The 18,052-nt window shown below is 63.6% G+C and carries 17 protein-coding genes; 9 read left to right on the top strand and 8 right to left on the bottom strand.

Annotated elements, in window-relative coordinates; genetic code table 11:
* Window positions 1-20 precede the first annotated feature (20 nt).
* Together ACR0JC_RS16275 and infB are read left to right on the top strand one after the other, a co-directional pair.
* A complete protein-coding gene (locus ACR0JC_RS16275) occupies window positions 21-644 on the top strand; it encodes an RNA-binding protein (protein WP_170343128.1) in 624 nt (207 codons plus the stop codon).
* A gap of 8 nt (window positions 645-652) precedes the next feature.
* The gene (gene infB / locus ACR0JC_RS16270) at window positions 653-3,133 is read left to right on the top strand and encodes a translation initiation factor IF-2 (protein ID WP_170343127.1); all 2,481 of its coding nucleotides are present in this window, start codon (window positions 653-655) and stop codon (window positions 3,131-3,133) included.
* 51 nt (window positions 3,134-3,184) lie between these two features.
* Here the strand turns inward: infB and ACR0JC_RS16265 are convergent, their stop codons facing one another.
* The 6 genes from ACR0JC_RS16265 to ACR0JC_RS16240 all read right to left on the bottom strand — a co-directional run bounded on the left by ACR0JC_RS16265 (window position 3,185) and on the right by ACR0JC_RS16240 (window position 8,835).
* A complete protein-coding gene (locus ACR0JC_RS16265; RefSeq protein WP_170343126.1) occupies window positions 3,185-4,012 on the bottom strand; it encodes an alpha/beta hydrolase in 828 nt (275 codons plus the stop codon).
* Window positions 4,013-4,015: 3 nt separating this feature from the next.
* Window positions 4,016-4,903 carry a tryptophan 2,3-dioxygenase gene (locus ACR0JC_RS16260; RefSeq protein ID WP_170343125.1) on the bottom strand — a complete coding sequence of 296 codons (888 nt, stop codon included), beginning with the start codon at window positions 4,901-4,903 and terminating at the stop codon, window positions 4,016-4,018.
* 64 nt (window positions 4,904-4,967) lie between these two features.
* Window positions 4,968-5,996: an L-threonine 3-dehydrogenase gene (tdh, locus tag ACR0JC_RS16255; RefSeq protein ID WP_170343222.1), complete on the bottom strand. Its 1,029-nt coding sequence runs from the start codon at window positions 5,994-5,996 to the stop codon at window positions 4,968-4,970.
* Window positions 5,997-6,016: 20 nt separating this feature from the next.
* Window positions 6,017-6,967, bottom strand: coding sequence for a PLP-dependent cysteine synthase family protein (locus ACR0JC_RS16250; protein ID WP_170343124.1), 951 nt, complete (start codon window positions 6,965-6,967; stop codon window positions 6,017-6,019).
* On the bottom strand, window positions 6,967-8,151 hold the full coding sequence (locus ACR0JC_RS16245; RefSeq protein WP_170343123.1) for a glycine C-acetyltransferase: 1,185 nt from the start codon (window positions 8,149-8,151) through the stop codon (window positions 6,967-6,969). The genes ACR0JC_RS16250 and ACR0JC_RS16245 overlap by 1 nt, the downstream gene beginning before the upstream one ends.
* 117 nt (window positions 8,152-8,268) lie before the next feature.
* Entirely contained in the window at window positions 8,269-8,835 is a 567-nt protein-coding gene (locus ACR0JC_RS16240) for a helix-turn-helix domain-containing protein (RefSeq protein ID WP_170343122.1), read from the bottom strand.
* 117 nt (window positions 8,836-8,952) lie between these two features.
* On the opposite strand from ACR0JC_RS16240, the gene ACR0JC_RS16235 reads away from it, so the two are divergent.
* Window positions 8,953-10,128, top strand: a complete 1,176-nt coding sequence (locus tag ACR0JC_RS16235; RefSeq protein ID WP_170343121.1) for an acetyl-CoA C-acyltransferase family protein — start codon at window positions 8,953-8,955, stop codon at window positions 10,126-10,128.
* A 94-nt stretch (window positions 10,129-10,222) separates the two neighbouring features.
* On the opposite strand, the gene ubiB is transcribed toward ACR0JC_RS16235, so the two are convergent.
* Both ubiB and ubiE read right to left on the bottom strand, forming a co-directional pair.
* Window positions 10,223-11,752: a 2-polyprenylphenol 6-hydroxylase gene (ubiB, locus tag ACR0JC_RS16230; protein ID WP_170343120.1), complete on the bottom strand. Its 1,530-nt coding sequence runs from the start codon at window positions 11,750-11,752 to the stop codon at window positions 10,223-10,225.
* Window positions 11,753-11,755: 3 nt separating this feature from the next.
* Entirely contained in the window at window positions 11,756-12,508 is a 753-nt protein-coding gene (gene ubiE / locus ACR0JC_RS16225; RefSeq protein ID WP_170343119.1) for a bifunctional demethylmenaquinone methyltransferase/2-methoxy-6-polyprenyl-1,4-benzoquinol methylase UbiE, read from the bottom strand.
* 86 nt (window positions 12,509-12,594) lie between these two features.
* Between ubiE and mutM the strand changes: the two genes are divergently transcribed.
* The 6 genes from mutM (at window position 12,595) to dnaN (ending at window position 18,034) form a co-directional block, all read left to right on the top strand.
* The gene (mutM, locus tag ACR0JC_RS16220; RefSeq protein ID WP_170343118.1) at window positions 12,595-13,446 is read left to right on the top strand and encodes a bifunctional DNA-formamidopyrimidine glycosylase/DNA-(apurinic or apyrimidinic site) lyase; all 852 of its coding nucleotides are present in this window, start codon (window positions 12,595-12,597) and stop codon (window positions 13,444-13,446) included.
* A gap of 66 nt (window positions 13,447-13,512) precedes the next feature.
* Window positions 13,513-14,289 carry an enoyl-CoA hydratase gene (locus ACR0JC_RS16215; RefSeq protein ID WP_170343117.1) on the top strand — a complete coding sequence of 259 codons (777 nt, stop codon included), beginning with the start codon at window positions 13,513-13,515 and terminating at the stop codon, window positions 14,287-14,289.
* A 204-nt stretch (window positions 14,290-14,493) separates the two neighbouring features.
* Window positions 14,494-14,757: a 30S ribosomal protein S20 gene (rpsT, locus tag ACR0JC_RS16210; protein ID WP_093963612.1), complete on the top strand. Its 264-nt coding sequence runs from the start codon at window positions 14,494-14,496 to the stop codon at window positions 14,755-14,757.
* A gap of 253 nt (window positions 14,758-15,010) precedes the next feature.
* Window positions 15,011-15,223: a hypothetical protein gene (locus ACR0JC_RS16205; protein WP_480763994.1), complete on the top strand. Its 213-nt coding sequence runs from the start codon at window positions 15,011-15,013 to the stop codon at window positions 15,221-15,223.
* A 76-nt stretch (window positions 15,224-15,299) separates the two neighbouring features.
* Complete coding sequence (dnaA, locus tag ACR0JC_RS16200; RefSeq protein ID WP_170343115.1) at window positions 15,300-16,691, top strand: chromosomal replication initiator protein DnaA; 1,392 nt, start codon at window positions 15,300-15,302, stop codon at window positions 16,689-16,691.
* 221 nt (window positions 16,692-16,912) lie between these two features.
* A complete protein-coding gene (gene dnaN, locus ACR0JC_RS16195; RefSeq protein ID WP_170343114.1) occupies window positions 16,913-18,034 on the top strand; it encodes a DNA polymerase III subunit beta in 1,122 nt (373 codons plus the stop codon).
* Window positions 18,035-18,052 lie beyond the last annotated feature (18 nt).

The following is an 18,052-nucleotide window of genomic DNA, read 5'->3' as shown; positions in this document are numbered from 1 at the left end:
CCAGGCCTCGGGTGGCACACATGGGTCGCGGTGGCGTCCATAAGGAACGGTCCGAAGGGCCAGAGCGGAAATGCATCGCCACGGGCGAGGTGCAGCCTCGGTACGGGCTGATCCGCTTTGTAACCGGCCCGGATGGGCAGGTTTTCCCGGATGTCGCGTCCAAGTTGCCGGGTCGGGGCGTTTATGTCTCGGCGGATCGCAAGGCGCTGGACACGGCCGTCGGCAAGAAGCTGTTTGCACGCGGGTTCAAGGCGCAGGTGACTGTACCGCAGGACCTTGTGGACGAGGTGGAGCGTCAATTGTCGCGCCGCGTGATCGAATTGATCAGCCTGGCGCGAAAGTCCGGCGATGCGGTCGCCGGGTATGAAAAGGTCAAGTCCTGGCTTGACCGCGAAGAGGCCTGGGTTCTGATTCAGGCGGTCGATGGTTCCGGGCGCGGCAAGTCCAAGCTGAGCACGCCGCATTTCGGGAAATACATTGGCTGGCTGACCGCAGACGAGCTTGGGGCGGCATTTGGGCGCCAAACGGTGATTCATGCGGCGCTCGCCTCTGGCGGACTCGCCAAACGTGTTGTAGAGGAAGCGCAGCGCCTGCGTGGCTTGCGCGATATGGATGACGGCGGCAAGGGCCGCGCGGAAGGGTAAGAAGCTTTATGAGCGATAGTGACGGCAAAAAGACATTGGGTCTTCGTGGCGGGGCACGCCCCGGGAATGTGAAACAGAGTTTCAGCCACGGACGCACCAAGAATGTCGTGGTGGAAACCAAACGCAAGCGCGTGGTGGTTCCCAAGCCGGGAGCGTCCAAGCCCAGCGGTGGCGCTGCGCCGTCGGGTGATCCTTCGCGCCGGCCGGCCGGGATTTCCGATGCCGAGATGAATCGGCGCCTGAAGGCGTTGCAGGCGGCCAAGGCCCGTGAGGCCGAGGAAGCCGAGCGCCGCGAGGCCGAGGAAAAGGCGCGCGCAGAAGAGCGTGAACGCCGCCGCGCCGAACAGGAGGCCAAAGAGCGCGAACAGCGCGAGGCCGAGGAGAAAGCCCGGCAGAAAGCCGAGGAAGAAGAGCGCAAGCAGAAAGAGGCCGAAGAAGCCGCTCAGCGCGCCGCAGCAGAAGCCGCGGCCGCGAAAGAGGCGCCCAAAGCCAAGGCCCCCGCGGCCAGCAAGCCTGCGCCAGCGGAAACACCGCGCAAGGCGGATCGCGAACAGCGTCAGACCCGCGGCAAGGGCCGCGACGATGGCCGCCGTTCGGGCAAGCTGACCCTGAATCAGGCGCTGTCGGGCGGTGAAGGTGGTCGGCAGCGTTCGATGGCATCGATGAAGCGCAAACAGGAGCGTGCGCGGCAGAAAGCCATGGGCGGCTCGGTCGAACGGGAAAAGGTGATCCGCGAGGTTCAACTGCCCGAGGCGATCGTCGTATCGGAACTGGCCAACCGTATGGCCGAACGCGTCGCCGATGTCGTCAAGTCGTTGATGAACATGGGTATGATGGTCACGCAAAACCAGACCATCGACGCCGACACTGCCGAACTGATCATCGAAGAATTCGGCCACAAGGTCGTGCGGGTTTCGGATGCGGATGTCGAGGATGTCATCTCGGATGTCGAGGACAAGGATGAAGACCTGCAGCCCCGTCCGCCGGTCATTACCATCATGGGTCACGTCGACCACGGCAAGACCTCGCTGTTGGACGCGATCCGCGACGCCAAAGTCGTTGCGGGCGAGGCCGGTGGCATTACCCAGCATATCGGCGCCTATCAGGTGCAGACCAACGACGGCACAACGTTGACCTTCCTGGATACGCCGGGCCACGCGGCCTTTACCTCGATGCGCTCGCGCGGTGCTCAGGTAACGGACATCGTGGTGCTGGTTGTCGCGGCGGATGACGCTGTAATGCCGCAGACGGTCGAGGCAATCAACCACGCCAAGGCCGCCGGTGTTCCGATGATCGTTGCGATCAACAAGGTCGACAAGCCCGAGGCCAACCCGGACAAGGTGCGCACCGACCTGCTGCAGCACGAGGTGATCGTCGAGAAGATGTCCGGCGAGGTTCAGGATGTCGAAGTGTCGGCCATCACGGGCCAGGGTCTAGACGATCTGCTGGAAGCCATCGCGCTGCAGGCCGAGATTCTGGAGCTGAAGGCCAACCCGAACCGCGCCGCACAAGGCGCCGTGATCGAGGCGCAGTTGGACGTGGGTCGTGGCCCGGTCGCGACCGTTCTGGTCCAGAAGGGCACGCTGCGCCAAGGCGACATCTTCGTCGTGGGCGAGCAGTACGGCAAGGTCCGCGCGCTGATCAACGACAAGGGCGAGCGCGTCCAGGAAGCCGGGCCTTCGGTTCCGGTCGAGGTTCTGGGCCTCAACGGCACGCCTGAGGCCGGTGACGTTCTGAACGTGACAGAGACCGAAGCGCAGGCCCGCGAAATCGCGGAATATCGCGCACAGGTTGCCAAGGACAAGCGCGCCGCCGCCGGTGCCGCGACCACGCTGGAACAGCTGATGCAGAAGGCCAAGGAAGACGAGAACGTGGCCGAACTGCCCATTCTGGTCAAGGCCGACGTGCAGGGCTCGGCCGAGGCGATCGTCCAGGCGATGGAGAAGATCGGCAACGACGAAGTACGCGTGCGCGTGCTGCATTCGGGCGTCGGCGCCATCACCGAAACCGATATCGGCCTGGCCGAAGCGTCGGGTGCTCCGGTCTTTGGCTTCAACGTGCGGGCCAACGCGTCGGCGCGCAACACCGCCAACCAGAAGGGCGTCGAGATCCGCTACTACTCGGTGATCTACGACCTGGTGGATGACGTCAAAGCCGCCGCCTCGGGCCTGCTGAGCGCCGAGATCCGCGAGAAGTTCATCGGCTACGCCGAGATCAAGGAAGTGTTCAAGGTCACTGGCGTCGGCAAGGTTGCCGGCTGTCTGGTCACCGAGGGCGTTGCCCGCCGCTCGGCCGGCGTGCGCCTGCTGCGCGACAACGTGGTGATCCACGAAGGCACGCTGAAGACGCTGAAACGCTTCAAGGACGAAGTGGCCGAGGTTCAGTCGGGTCAGGAATGCGGTATGGCGTTCGAGAATTACGACGATATCCGCCCCGGCGACGTGATCGAGATCTTCGAGCGCGAGGAAGTCACCCGCACGCTGGATTGATCCGGTCGAAATTGAAGGAAACGGCGGTCCCCAGGGCCGCCGTTTTCGCTTTCAGGGGTGGTCGTTCAGAAACGTCCCGTCCTTGAGGATGATGTCGAAATGGTGCGTGCCCGGCTGCAGGTCAAAGCTGACCGCGTGCCCGGTCTTGCGCAACGCTTCGGCATAATCGCGGCTCTGGCGGATGAACTCGCCGGTGTCCCGCTCGCCCACCGTGACCCGATAGCGCGGCCCGGGCGCGGGCAGGTTCAGGGTGGGGGACAGGTCGTGCAGCTCGACCGGGGTCAGCTGCAGGGGATCGTTGACCGGGGTCAGGCTGATCGGTTCCAGGTCGTAGACGCCGCTGATCAGGATGACTTCGCGCACCCGCAGGCCGATCCGGGCGAATTGGTCGGCCGAGGTCGCCATGACCATCGCCGCCAGATGCGCGCCGGCGCTGTGCCCGGACAGGGTGACATGCGAGGCGTCGAACCCCAGCGACTTGGCCCGGGTGGCCAGCCACATCAGCGCGGTCCGGCATTCATCGACCATCTGGTACAGCCGCGCGTCGGGGGCGAGCGTGTAGTTCACCGTCGCAAAGGCCTGCCCGCCTTGGACCAGCGCGGGCGCCATCATCGCCGAGTCGCGCTGGCTGAGCGCCTGCCAATAGCCGCCGTGGATAAACACATGCAGCGGTGCGCCGGGCGCGCGGGCGGGAAAGAAATCCAGCACCTGCGCGGGAGTGTCGCCATAGCCGAGGGTCTCTTGCACCGTCAGTTGCGCCCGCGCCTGCGCGCTGAGCGCTGAATAGGCCGCCAGATAGGGCGCAAGGTCGCCGCCGATCATCGAACTGGGCGCGTATTCGCGCTCCAGCTCGGCTTGGGTAAATCCGCGATACAGCATGGCTCAGCCCTGTCCGCCGTACATCAGGTCGGTGCGCACGTCATAAAGGTCGTGGAAAAACCGCAGCTCCAGCGCCTTGCGCAGGAAGGCCACGCCGCTGGAGCCGCCGGTGCCGGGCTGCATGCCGATCACGCGTTCCACGGCGGTCGCATGGTCGAAGCGCCACCGCTGGAAAAGCGATTCCACATCCATCAGCTTTTCGGCCAGCGCATACAGGTCCCAGTATCGGCCCGTGTTCCGGTAGATCTCGGCCCAGATCTTCACGATGCGCGGATCGCCGGAATAGGTCTTTGAATAGTCCCGGTCCAGCAGGTCCTGCGGCACGTCGAACCCCTGCCGCGCCAGCATGTGCAACACCTCGTCATACAGCGACGGCTTGACCAGGGCGGCGGTCAGCATCTCCATCACTTCGGGGTCGTGTTCATGCACCTTCAGCGTGGCGGTGTCCTTGTTGCCCAGGATGAACTCGATCTGGCGATAGCCGTAGCTTTGGAAGCCGGATGAATTGCCCAGTGCCTTGCGGAAGGTCATGTAGTCGGCGGGCGTCATGGTCAGCAGGGTTTCCCACGCGGCGATCAACTGCCGCTGGATCGCTTTGATCCGGTCCAGGTTCTTCATCGCGGGGCCGAACTCATCCTGTTGCAAAAAACGCCGCACCTCGACCAGCTGATGGTGCATCAGTTTCAGCCAAAGCTCGCTGACCTGATGGATGATGATGAACAGCATCTCATCGGGTTGGGCCGGGTCCTGAAAGGTTTTCTGCAAGTTCAGCAGGGTCTTGAGTTGCAGGAAATCGCCATAGCTTTTGCGGTGCGTGTCCGCGAAATCGGTTACCAGCGTGTCTTCGATTCCCCGTTCCAGCGGGCGGTCGCCCTTGGCTTTGTCGGCCATTTCATTTCCTCCCCGGCATGTGTGCGCACCTGTCTAGAAGGTGCGTTTGCAACTATCCAGAGGGTCAGGCCCAGTCCAGCACCACCTTGCCCGATTTTCCCGACTTCATGGCGGCAAAGCCCTGCGCAAAGTCATCGGCGGCAAAGCGATGGGTGATGACCCGGCTGACATCCAGCCCGTTCTGCAGCATCGCGATCATCTTGTACCAGGTCTCGAACATCTCGCGGCCGTAGACGCCCTTGATGGTGATCGCCTTGAACACGATGCGGCTCCAGTCGACGGGCGATTTGCCGGGCGGAATGCCCAGCAGGGCGATCTTGCCGCCCATCACCAGCGCCTCGACCATCTGGTCCAGCGCCGCCTGCGAGCCCGACATTTCCAGCCCCACGTCGAAACCCTGGCTCATGCCCAGGTCGGAAATCACCGATTGCAGCTCTTCCTCGGCCACGTTCACCGCCCGGACCGAAGGCACGACATGCTGCGCCAGCGCCAGCCGGTCGGGGTTGATGTCGGTGATCACCACATGCCGGGCGCCGGCGTGGCGGGCCACCGCGGCGGCCATGATCCCGATCGGGCCGGCGCCGGTGATCAACACGTCCTCGCCCAGCAGGTCGAAGCTCAGCGCGGTGTGCACGGCATTGCCCAGCGGGTCGAGAATCGCGCCGATTTCGTCGGGGATGTCGTCGGGCAGGGGCACCACGTTGAAGGCCGGCAGCTTGAGATATTGGGCAAAAGCGCCCTGTTCGTTCACCCCGATCCCGCGGGTGCCCGGGTCCAGGTGGAACTTGCCCGCGCGGCTTTGGCGGCTGTCGGTGCCGATCAGGTGACCCTCGCCCGAGCACCGCTGGCCGATCTTCAACCCGGTCACGTTGCGGCCCAGCTCGACGATCTCGCCTGCGAATTCGTGGCCGGTGATCATGGGGACGGGCACCGTGTGGGACGCCCATTCATCCCAGTTCCAGATATGGATGTCGGTGCCGCAGATCCCGGTCTTCTTCACGCGGATCAAAACTTCGTCGGGGCCGATCTCGGGGACCGGGGCCTGAACCATCCACAGTCCTTCTTCGGGCCTGGACTTCTCCAGCGCTTTCATCGTGTCGGGTCGCATCCGGATCACTCCCACAAATCGGTCGACAGGTATTTCAAGCCGCTGTCACACATCACGATGGCGATGCAGCCACCGCGTTCGGGGCCACGCAGCAGGTCGATGGCGGCAGCCAGGTTCGCCCCGGCGGAAAAGCCCGCAAAGATGCCTTCGGTGCGGGCCAACAGGCGGGCGGCGTCGCGCGCTGATGCGCCGGTGACGGACAGATGACCGGCCAATTTCGCTCCGTTCAGATGCGTCAGAACCGACATCGCATAACCACCGCCCTGGATCGGATGATCGGGCGCACGGACGGGTTCACCGGCCAAGGCACGAGCGCCGTCGGGCTCGACCGCATAGCACCGCACCCCAAGGGGTGACAGGTAGTCAGAGACCCCGGCAAGTGTGCCGCCAGAGCCGGCAAAATCACAAAAGGCTGTCACGGTACCTGCTGATTGGGCCCAGATTTCCGGACCCGTCCCGGCGGCATGGGCCTTGGGGTTGCCCGCGTGGCCGAACTGATCGGCGCGGAATGCGTTGCGCTCGGCGGTGATGCGGCGGGCGGCGTCATCCACCAGCGCCAGGTCGGCGCCCGAGACTTCGCCCGGTTTGCCGCCTTCGGCCTGAAGGACGATCACCACCTCGGCGCCCAAGGCGCGCATCATGCGGGCGCGTTCGACCGAGTTCCCTGCGCTCATGACCGCCACGAACGGGTGCCCCAGAATGCCGCAGACAATCGCCAGGCCGGTGCCCATGTTGCCTGAGGTCAGCTCGACCACCGTCTGCCCCGGGATCAGGCTGCCGTCGGCGCGGGCCTGTTCGATGATGGACCGGGCGGCCCGATCCTTTTTCGAAAAGCCCGGCAGCAGATAGTCCAGCTTTGCTAGAATACGGCCGTCCAGATCCAGTATTTGGCAAACCCGGGACAGCTCGATCAGGGGCGTATCGCCGATCGCGTCGATGACCGAGTTCAGAACCATCAGATGACCCCCAACGCCTTTCCGACCTTGCCGAAGGCGGCCAGAGCGCGGTCCAACTCGTCGCGGGTCAGCGCCGCGTTCATCTGGGTGCGGATGCGGGCCTGGCCACGCGGGACCACCGGGAAGAAGAAGCCCGAGACATAGACGCCTTCGTCGAACAGGCGGGCGGCCATGTCCTGCGCCAGCTGCGCCTCGCCCAGCATCACGGGGATGATCGGATGTTCACCCGGCAGCAAGTCGAACCCCAGCTTCTCCAGCCCGGCGCGCCAGTATTTCGCGTTGCCGAACAGTTGCTTGCGCAGCATGTCGCCCTCTTCGACCAGGCGGATCGCCTCGAGCCCGGCGGCGACGATGGAAGGCGGCAGCGAATTCGAGAACAGATAGGGCCGCGCCCGCTGCCGCAGCAGGTCGATCACTGGCTGCGGCCCGGCGATGTAACCGCCGATTGCCCCCCCAAGTGCCTTGCCCAATGTCCCGGTCAGAATGTCCACGTCCACGCCGAAATGATCCGGCGTGCCCGCGCCGCGCGGCCCCATGAAGCCGGTGGCGTGGCAGTCATCGACCATCACCACCGCGTCGTATTTGTCGGCCAGTTCGCGGATCCTGGGCAGGTTGGCCAGGTAGCCATCCATCGAGAACACTCCGTCGGTGGCGATCATGATGTGCCGCGCCCCGTCCTCGCGCGCCTGTTTCAGCCAGGCTTCGAGGTCGTTCATGTCATTGTTCATGTAGCGATAGCGTTTGGCCTTGCACAGCCGGACCCCGTCGATGATCGAGGCATGGTTCAGACTGTCCGAGATGATGGCATCCTCGGGGCCCAGCAGGGGTTCGAACAGCCCGCCATTGGCGTCGAAACAGGCCGCGAACAGGATCGAATCGTCCTTGCCCAGAAACTTGGCCAGCCGCTGCTCCAGCTCGCGGTGGATGTCCTGCGTGCCGCAGATGAACCGGACCGAGGCCATGCCGAACCCTTTGGGCTCCAGCGCGTTCTTCGCGGCCTCGATCAGCGCCGGATGGTCGGCCAGTCCCAGGTAATTGTTGGCGCACAGGTTGATGACCTGACGTCCGCCCACCGTGATCTCGCCGCCCTGGGGCGAGGTGATCATTCGTTCCGTCTTGTACAGGCCTTCCGCCTTGATCTGCGAGAGGGTGTCCGAAACGTGGGACAGGAATGCATCAGCCATGGCGATCTCCTTCTTCTGAGTCGCGTATCTAACATAACGGACGAGCTTCCCAAATAGGAGATTTTCAGTATGGCGGAAAAAAATCCGTGAAGGCGGAAATTGGCCGATATGTGCGGATCAGGCGTTCTTGACGATCAGGAACACGCGGGCGGGTCCGTCCGGCGCCGCGATGGCGTGGGCCACATCGGCCGCATACCGGGCCGTGTCGCCCTGGCGCAGTTCCATCGTCGCGGCGCCCGAGGTGACGCGGACGGTCCCTTCCAGCACGGTCAGCTGTTCGCGCGCACCGCGGGCATGGGGCTGGCTGTTCAGTGCGCCACCTGCGTCGAACCGGATATCATAGACCTCGTGGCCGCCGGCCTCCTCGGGTGGCGAGAGGATGCGGATCCGGCAGGATTGGCCCATATTGTCGATGCTGGGCACCTCTGCGCTGCGCAGCACTTCGATCTGGTCGGTGGTCTCGGACTCTTCCAGAAGACCGGCGAAATCGACCTGCAGCGCACGGGTCAGGTTCCACAGGGTCGAGATCGTGGGGCTGCTTTCGCCGCGTTCGATCTGGCTGACCATCGACCGGGACACGCCGCTGAGATTGGCTACCGCTTCCAGCGACAGCCCCTTGGCGCGCCGGGCCTCTTTCAGGCGGGCGGGCAGGCGTGTCAGGATATCGTCTGAGTTTTCCGTCATGGCGGAATTTCTTGCGCGTCCGGGCGCGAATTGTCAATTCCGCCGATGACGGAACGTCCCGCGCGACAGGCCCATGCTGCGAATGCATACTGCGCGTAAATCCAAGAGGAGAGAGACATGACCGACATCGTGATTTTGGATGGTGCCCGCACCGCAATCGGTACGTTCGGAGGGTCGCTGGCCGCGACCGCGCCGATCGATCTGGCCACCGTCGTGACCAAGGCTGCGCTTGAGAAATCCGGCGTCGAAGGCAACCAGATCGGGCATGTGGTGTTCGGGCATGTCATCAACACCGAGCCGCGCGACATGTACCTGTCGCGCGTCGCGGCGATGCAGGCGGGCATTCCGAACGGCACCCCGGCGATGAACGTCAACCGGCTGTGCGGGTCGGGCGCGCAGGCCATCGTATCGGCAGTTCAATCGCTGATGCTGGGGGATGCCGAATTTGCAGTGGCCGGCGGGGCCGAGAACATGTCGCGCAGCCCCTACATCGTTCCGCAGGCGCGTTGGGGCGCCAAGATGGGCGACATCAAGTCGCTGGACATGATGCTGGGCGCGCTGAATTGCCCCTTTGGCACCGGGCATATGGGTGTGACCGCCGAGAACGTGGCCGATGAACACCAGATCACGCGCGAGGAGATGGACGCGTTTGCGCTGACCAGCCAGCAGCGGGCTGCGGCCGCGATCGAGGCGGGCTATTTCGACAGCCAGATCGCGCCGGTGCAGGTCAAGGTCAAGCGCGACATGGTCGATTTCAAGGTCGACGAGCATCCCAAGGCCACCACGGCCGAGGCCCTGGCCGGGCTGCGGCCGGTGTTCCAGAAGGACGGGCGTGTGACTGCGGGCAACGCTTCGGGCATCAATGACGGCGCGGCGGCGATGGTTCTGGCCACGGCCGATGCCGCCGAGAAAGCCGGCCTGACGCCCAAGGCGCGCATTCTGGGCTATGCCCATGCTGGCGTTCGCCCCGAGGTGATGGGAATCGGCCCCGTTCCGGCCGTGCGCAACCTGTTGGAGCGGACGGGCCTGTCGGCGGGCGATTTCGACGTGATCGAAAGCAACGAGGCTTTTGCCGCCCAGGCGCTGGCGGTGAACAAGGAACTGGGACTGGACCCGGCAAAGGTGAACCCGAATGGCGGGGCCATCGCCCTGGGTCATCCGGTGGGGGCCACCGGGGCGATCATAACGCTGAAGACTCTGTACGAGTTGGAGCGCATCGGCGGGTCGAAAGGGCTGATCACCATGTGCATCGGTGGCGGGCAGGGGATTGCCATCGCCATCGAACGGCTCTGATCCCGGGCCGGGCAGGGGGGCTGTCTGCCCCCCATCGCGCCGGGGCGCGATTCCCCCCGAGGATGTTTTTGGCCAGATGAAGCGACCGCGCCTTTCAGCCCAGGCCCGAAAGGATCAGGACCGCCACTGCCCCGGCTGCCGCTCCGATTGCGGCGGGAATGGCCTTGGGCCAGAAATCTGACCCGGAGGGATCATCCTTGCGGGTCTGGGCGATCAGGGCATTTTCGACCAGATCAGGCAGGCGGGGCCCGAACCGCGCAAGCACCAGCGCTGTTTTTCCAAAATCACGCAGGGCGGCGCGGGGACCGATGGACTGCTTGATATAGTCCTCGACCACGGGGCGGGCGACCTCCCAGATGTTCATATGCGGGTCGAGCGAGCGGGCAACGCCTTCGACCACCACCATCGTGCGTTGCAGCAGGATCAGTTCGGTGCGGGTTTCCATGCCAAAGCGTTCGGTCACCTCGAACAGGTAGTTGAGCAGGCGGCCCATCGAGATATGGGTGGCATCCATGCCAAAGATCGGCTCGCCGACTGCGCGCAGGGCGCGGGCGAATTCATCGACGTCCTGGTCGGCCGGGACGTAGCCAGCCTCGAAATGCACCTCGGCCACGCGCTTGTAGTCGCGGCGGATGAAGCCGAAGAGGATCTCGGCATAGACCCGGCGGGTGTATTCGTCGATATGGCCCATGATGCCGAAGTCATAGGCGATGATGTCGCCGTTCGCGGCGACCTTGAGGTTGCCCTGGTGCATGTCGGCGTGGAAGAAGCCGTCGCGCAGGGCGTGCAGCAGGAATAGGCGCAGCACGCGCTCGGCCAGGTCGCGGCGGTCGTGATTTGCGGCGTCCAGCGCGGCGTTGTCGCCCAAGGGGATGCCGACAGCCCAGCTGAGCGTCATGACCCGGCGCGCGGACAGGGACCAGACCACGGGCGGCAGCCAGAAGCCTTCGTCATTCTGCGTGTTGGCGGCAAATTCCGAGGCCGCCGAACTTTCGAGCCTGAGATCCAGTTCGCCGCGGACGACGCCGTCGAAATGCTCGATCACTTCCATAGGGCGCAGCCGGCGCGCACCGGGGGCGAAAAGCTGGACTATCCGGGCGGCGAAATAGAACGCATCCACATCCTTGCGGAACGCGCGTTCGATGCCGGGGCGCAGGACCTTGACGGCCACATCCTCGCCGGTGCTGGCCAGTTTCGCCTTGTGGACCTGTGCGATCGAGGCGGCCGCGATCGGTTCGCTGAACTCCGAGAACATCTGATCCAGAGGTTGGCCCAGCTCCTTTTCCACCTCGGCCATGGCCACGTCGCGTGGGAAGGGGGGCAGCTTGTCCTGCAAGACCCGGAGCTGTTCTGCCAGCTCTTCGCCCACGACATCGGGGCGCGTGGACAGGACCTGACCGAACTTGATGTAGGCCGGGCCCAGGGCGGTCAGCGCCCGGGTCGCCGGCGGCATGGTCGGGTCGCCTTTGTAACCCAGCCACTGGAACGGTTTGCCCAGGGTATGGGCCAGAATTCGCAGCGGGCGCGGGGCTTCGAAAGCGTCGAGCACCACGTTCATTGCGCCCGTGCGCTCCAGCGTGGCGCCTGTGCGGATCAGGCGGATGATGTTGTGGGGGCCGCGCATGGGTCAGATCTTCCAGCCGGAATGCAGGGCCGCGATGCCCATGCTGAGGTTGCGGTATTTCGCGTTTTCGAATCCGGCGGCGCGCACCATGCCCAGAAAGGTATCCTGATCGGGGAACTTGCGGATAGACTCGACCAGGTATTGATAGCTGTCGTAGTCGTTCGCGATCAGCTTACCCATGCGCGGGATCACGTTGAAGCTGTAGAGGTCATAGAGTTTCTGCAGCCCGTCATTGGGCAACTGGCTGAACTCCAGCACCATCAGGCGGCCGCCGGGCTTGAGCACGCGGTAGGCCTCGTTCAGGGCCTCTTGCGGGCGGGTCACGTTCCGGATGCCGAAGGAAATGGTGTAGACATCAAAGGTGTTGTCCTCGAACGGCAGGGCCATCGCGTCGCCCACCACCCAGTCCAGGCTGTCGGCCATCTGTGCGGCCTCGGCGCGTTTGCGACCCTCGATCAGCATCGGCTCGGTCAGATCCAGAACGGTGGCATGGCCGTGGCCCGCGCGCTTGAGGAAGCGGAACGAGATGTCACCGGTGCCGCCGGCCACGTCCAGCAGGCGCTGGCCGGGGCGTGGCGCCAGCCAGTCCATCATCGCGTCTTTCCAGACCCGGTGGATGCCCATCGACATCACGTCGTTCATCACGTCGTATTTCGACGCGACCGAGTTGAATACGCCCTGCACGCGCCCGGCCTTTTCGGCCTCGGGGACGGTTTCGAAACCGAAATGAGTGGTCTTGTCGCTGTTGTCGGACATAAGCCTTGCCGTTCGTCGAATTTCGTCTCTGTTATAGGGCCTGGAAACCGGGGCACAATGCGGCCCTTTGGAATAGGAGCCGTCTAATGCCCGAATTGCCCGAGGTCGAGACAGTAAGACGCGGCCTTGCCCCGGCGATGGAAGGCGTGGTGGTCGAAAGGGCGGACGTGAACCGCCCCGATCTGCGCTGGCCCTTTCCCGAGCGGATGGCCGAACGGTTGACCGGTCAGCGGGTCGAACGTCTGCGGCGACGGTCGAAATACATCCTTGCCGATCTGAGCGGCGGCGAGACCCTGTTGATTCATCTGGGCATGTCGGGCCGCATGACTGTGTCGGGCGATCCGCTGGGCCAGTTCGTGCATTGTCACCCGATGCCGCAGAAGCATGACCACGTGGTGTTCCACATGGCCAACGGCGCGCGCATCACTTTCAATGACCCGCGCCGGTTCGGTGCGATGGACCTGATGCCCACGGCCACCGCCGAGCAGCACAAGCTGCTGGCCGTGCTGGGGCCGGAGCCGCTGGGCAACGATTTCAACGAGACCTATCTGATCGACGCCTTCCGCGGCCGGGCCACACCGGTCAAGGCGGCGCTGCTGGATCAGAGAATCGTTGCCGGGCTGGGCAACATCTATGTCTGCGAGGCGCTCTACCGCGCCAGAGTGTCGCCACGTCGCAAGTCGGGGCAGATCTCGACCGGGCGGGTCGGGGCCCTGGTTCCGGTGATCCGGACGGTGCTGGCCGAGGCCATCGAGGCCGGTGGATCCTCGCTGCGCGATTTCCGGCAAGCCGATGGAGAGCTTGGATATTTTCAGCACAGCTTCGACGTCTACGGGCGCGAGGGGCAGCCCTGCCGGACCGAGGGCTGCGGGGCCGAAATCCGCAGAATCACCCAGTCGGGACGCTCAACCTTCTATTGCGCGCAATGCCAAAGATAGCTTGATCCGAGTTTTTCGCGTGGTAAGGAATTGGACCTGAACGGAACAACCGAAAGCTCAGACCTCATGGCTTTTGAGACGATCATCGTCGAAATCGAAGACCACGTCGCCCTAATCAAGCTCAACAGACCCGATGCGTTGAACGCGCTGAACACTCAGCTTCTGGGTGAGCTGTGCGAGGCGCTCGAGGACGCGGACACCAATGACAAGGTGCGCTGCATCGTCATCACCGGATCGGAAAAAGCATTCGCCGCGGGCGCGGACATCAAGGAGATGTCCGAGATGAGCTTTGTCGATGTCTACACCACCAACCTTTTCGCAGACGCCAACGACCGGATCACCGCGATCCGCAAGCCGATCATCGCGGCGGTCGCGGGCTATGCGCTGGGCGGCGGGTGCGAGCTGGCCATGATGTGCGATTTCATCATCGCCGCAGAGACCGCCAAGTTCGGCCAGCCGGAAATCAATCTGGGCGTCATCGCCGGGATGGGCGGCAGCCAGCGCCTGACGCGGTTCGTGGGCAAGTCCAAGGCGATGGACATGAACCTGACCGGCCGGTTCATGGATGCCGAAGAGGCCGAGCGCTCGGGCCTCGTGTCGCGCGTGGTGCCGGCCAAGAAGCTGATCGAAGAGGCGACCGGCGCGGCCCAGAAGATTGCCGAGAAATCGCTGCTGACCGCGATGGCCGCGAAAGAGGCGGTCAACCGCAGCTACGAGGTGCCGCTGAGCGAGGGCATGCTGTTCGAGCGGCGCGTGTTCCACTCGATGTTCGCGACCGAAGACCAGAAGGAAGGCATGGCCGCATTCCTTGAAAAGCGCGCGGCCCAGTTCCGCGACAAATAACCGGCGCCGACAAGACCGCAGGATCAGGCGGGCAACAAGGCCAAGAATCGGCTTGGCAAAGCCTGAAAACTTGGCTATTGACCGCCACCATACATGCGCGTGCGGCCCGCTTGGCCCGATTCACACTCGTGATTTCTGATCCGGTGCGGGTAATTCCGTGACGTGCAACCCTAGACAAACGTACCGAACAAAGGTCAGAGACACATGGCAAACTCGCCTCAGGCAAAGAAACGCGCTCGTCAGAACGAGAAGCGTTATGCAATCAACAAAGCACGTCGTTCGCGCATCCGCACCTTCCTGCGCAAGGTCGAAGAAGCAATCGCATCCGGCGACAAGGACGCGGCAACCGCCGCTCTGCGCGCGGCCCAGCCCGAGCTGATGCGCGGCGTCACCAAAGGCGTGTTCCACAAGAACACCGCAGCCCGCAAGATGTCGCGCCTGTCGGCGCGCGTCAAAGCGCTGGGTTGACCTAGCGTCAACATTTGCTGGTTCATTCTGGTTTCGAAGGCGTCGCCCCGTGCGGCGCCTTTTGCGTTGTTGCCAGAATGCCGCGCCTTCACGAAACCGAGAGATTCTTTCGCCCAAAGACCCGAGTCAATATCAGAGTTTCGTTGCCCGGCCCCACTGCCTCTTGCTACGACAGTTTCAGCGATTCACTCGCTTGGGGGGACAGGCTGTTCCTGCGATCGGACTGACGGGCATCAGAATGATCCAGGGGCGAATGTCGGCAACCGGTGCCAACCGGTTTGACGATCTGCTGCGGATCTCGGCTACTCCGATGATCTTGGCCCTGTCGAAAACTGGAACTGCGTGGCGCAAACCGCGGTTTGGGCGGCTGTACTTTTTGGTCGTCGTCAAACAGGCAAGCGTCGTGACCACTGATATTCCCGCCGATTCTTGGGGTTTCGGCGACCGAATATCTGCGCGCGAGTGAACGCATAAGAACCGGGATACCGGTCACAATCATAAGGCCGATTAGGTCAAAAATATTGGGATGCGTGAGGCGCTGGATGACACAAGAAAAATGGGGACAACTGCGTAACAAATTGCTGAAGGCCGTGGGCCGGAACAATTTTACGACCTGGATTGAACCTCTGGAATTTCAGGAATTGAAGGGTGGCGTAGCCGTATTTTCGGTTCCGACCAACTTCATGGGGAACTACGTCAGTCAAAATTTTGCAGACCTCATTCTGTACGAGCTGAACACGGCCGGAGAGTCGGTCCAGCGCCTGGCCTTCCGGGTGGCCGCCAACTCACCGGCGCGTCCCGCCGCCGCGGTCCAGCCGGTCGAAGACCAGCGCGAGCCGGTCAATATCGAGCTGGCACCGGAAAGCAACGGAACCAATGAAGCGCTCGAGTCGCTGCAGGCCGCACCGTTGGACGCGCGCTTTACCTTCGACACCTTCGTCGTCGGCAAGCCGAACGAACTGGCCCATGCCGCCGCGCGCCGTGTTTCCGAAGGCGGCCCCGTCACATTCAACCCGCTGGTTCTGTACGGTGGGGTTGGGCTCGGTAAAACGCACCTGATGCATGCCATCGCCTGGGAGCTGAAGACCATACGCCCCGAGCTCAACGTGCTGTACCTGTCGGCCGAACAGTTCATGTACCGCTTCGTGCAGGCCCTGCGCGAACGCCGCATGATGGATTTCAAACACCTGTTCCGCTCGGTCGACGTGCTGATGGTCGATGACGTGCAGTTCATCGCCGGCAAGGATTCAACGCAGGAGGAATTCTTCCACACGTTCAACGCGCTGGTGGATCAGAACAAACAGATCATCATCTCGGCCGACCGCGCGCCGGGTGAGATCAAGGATCTGGAGGAACGGGTCAAGTCGCGTCTGCAATGCGGACTGGTGGTTGACTTGCACCCGACCGATTACGAGCTGCGCCTGGGCATTCTGCAGAACAAGGTGCAGCAATACGCCAAGACCTATCCCGACCTGAAGATCGCCGATGGCGTGCTGGAATTCCTGGCCCATCGCATCTCGACCAACGTGCGCGTTCTGGAAGGGGCGCTGACCCGGCTGTTCGCATTTGCCTCGCTGGTCGGCCGCGAGATCGACATGGAGCTGACGCAGGACTGTCTGGCCGACGTGCTGCGCGCCTCGGAACGCAAGATCACCGTCGAAGAGATCCAGCGCAAGGTTTCCGACTACTACAACATCCGCCTGTCCGACATCATCGGGCCGAAACGCCTGCGGTCCTATGCCCGCCCGCGTCAAGTGGCGATGTATCTGTGCAAGCAGCTGACCAGCCGGTCGCTACCCGAGATCGGCCGCCGCTTTGGCGGGCGTGACCACACCACCGTCATGCACGGCGTCAAACGCATCGAAGAGCTGAAGCTGACCGACGGTCAGATCGCCGAAGATGTGGAAATGCTGCGCCGGGCGCTCGAAGCCTGAGCCCCTGCAATTCGAAAAACCGCCCTGGCCTTGCGCGGGGGCGGTTTTTCTGTGCGCATTTTTCCACGATTTCCACGGAACTGGGGCACAGGGCCGCTCGGGACCTTGACGGTTTGCGCGTTCCGACCCAGAAATCGGTAAAAAATCCTTGTGCCTCAGGGCTGAACCGCTAACTTGCCAGTCCCGCCCATGTAAGCACTCAAATCAGAGGAATTGAGGGTATGAAGATCAGCATCGAACGCGGCACGCTGCTCAAGGCCGTTTCGCAGGCCCAGTCCGTTGTGGAACGCCGCAACACGATTCCAATCCTGGCCAACGTGCTGATCGAGGCAGAGGGCGATCAGGTTCTGTTCCGCGCGACCGATCTGGATATCGAGGTGGTCGACAAGGCCCCCGCGCAGGTCGAAAAGGCGGGCGCAACCACGGTTGCGGCAACGACTCTGCACGAGATCGTGCGCAAGCTGCCCGATGGCGCGCTGGTCACGCTGACCGCCGACAGCGCGGCTGGCCGGCTGACGGTCGAGGCGGGGCGGTCGAACTTCTCGCTGGCGACCCTGCCGAAAGAGGATTTCCCGGTGATGGCGTCCTCGGAATACCAGTCGAACTTCACCGCTTCGGCGGCTCTGCTGCGGCGGCTGTTCGACAAGTCGAAATTCGCCATCTCGACGGAAGAGACCCGGTATTACCTGAACGGCGTCTACATGCATGTGACGGATGGCCCCGAGGGCGGCAAGGTGTTGCGCTGCGTGGCCACGGACGGGCATCGTCTGGCGCGGATCGACGCGGATTGTCCCGACGGGGCCGCCGATATGCCTGGCGTGATCGTTCCGCGCAAAACGGTGGGCGAGCTGCGCAAGCTGCTGGAAGATGACGACATGGACATCGCGGTGTCGGTCAGCGAAACCAAGGTGCGCTTTGCCACACCCGACATCACGCTGACCTCGAAGGTGATCGATGGGACTTTCCCCGACTACACCCGCGTGATTCCGCAGAACAACACCCGCAAGATGGAAGTGGACGCGGCCGAGTTCGCCCAGGCTGTCGACCGGGTGGCCACCGTGTCGTCCGAGCGGTCCCGTGCGGTAAAGCTGCAGCTGGACGGCGACAAGCTGGTCCTGTCGGTGAATGCGCCCGACAGCGGCGCCGCCGAGGAGGAGCTGGCCGTGGCCTATGGCGACGAACGGCTGGAAATCGGCTTCAACGCCAAGTACCTGCTGGAAATCGCAAGCCAGGTGGACCGCGAGAACGCGGTGTTCCTGTTCAACTCGGCGGGCGACCCGACCCTGATGCGCGAAGGCAATGACCACAGCGCGGTCTATGTCGTGATGCCGATGCGCGTCTGATCGCGCGGGCGCGGGATG

This window comes from Ruegeria sp. CH5 (assembly GCF_056537025.1).
This window is presented reverse-complemented; position numbering and strand designations above follow the sequence as displayed.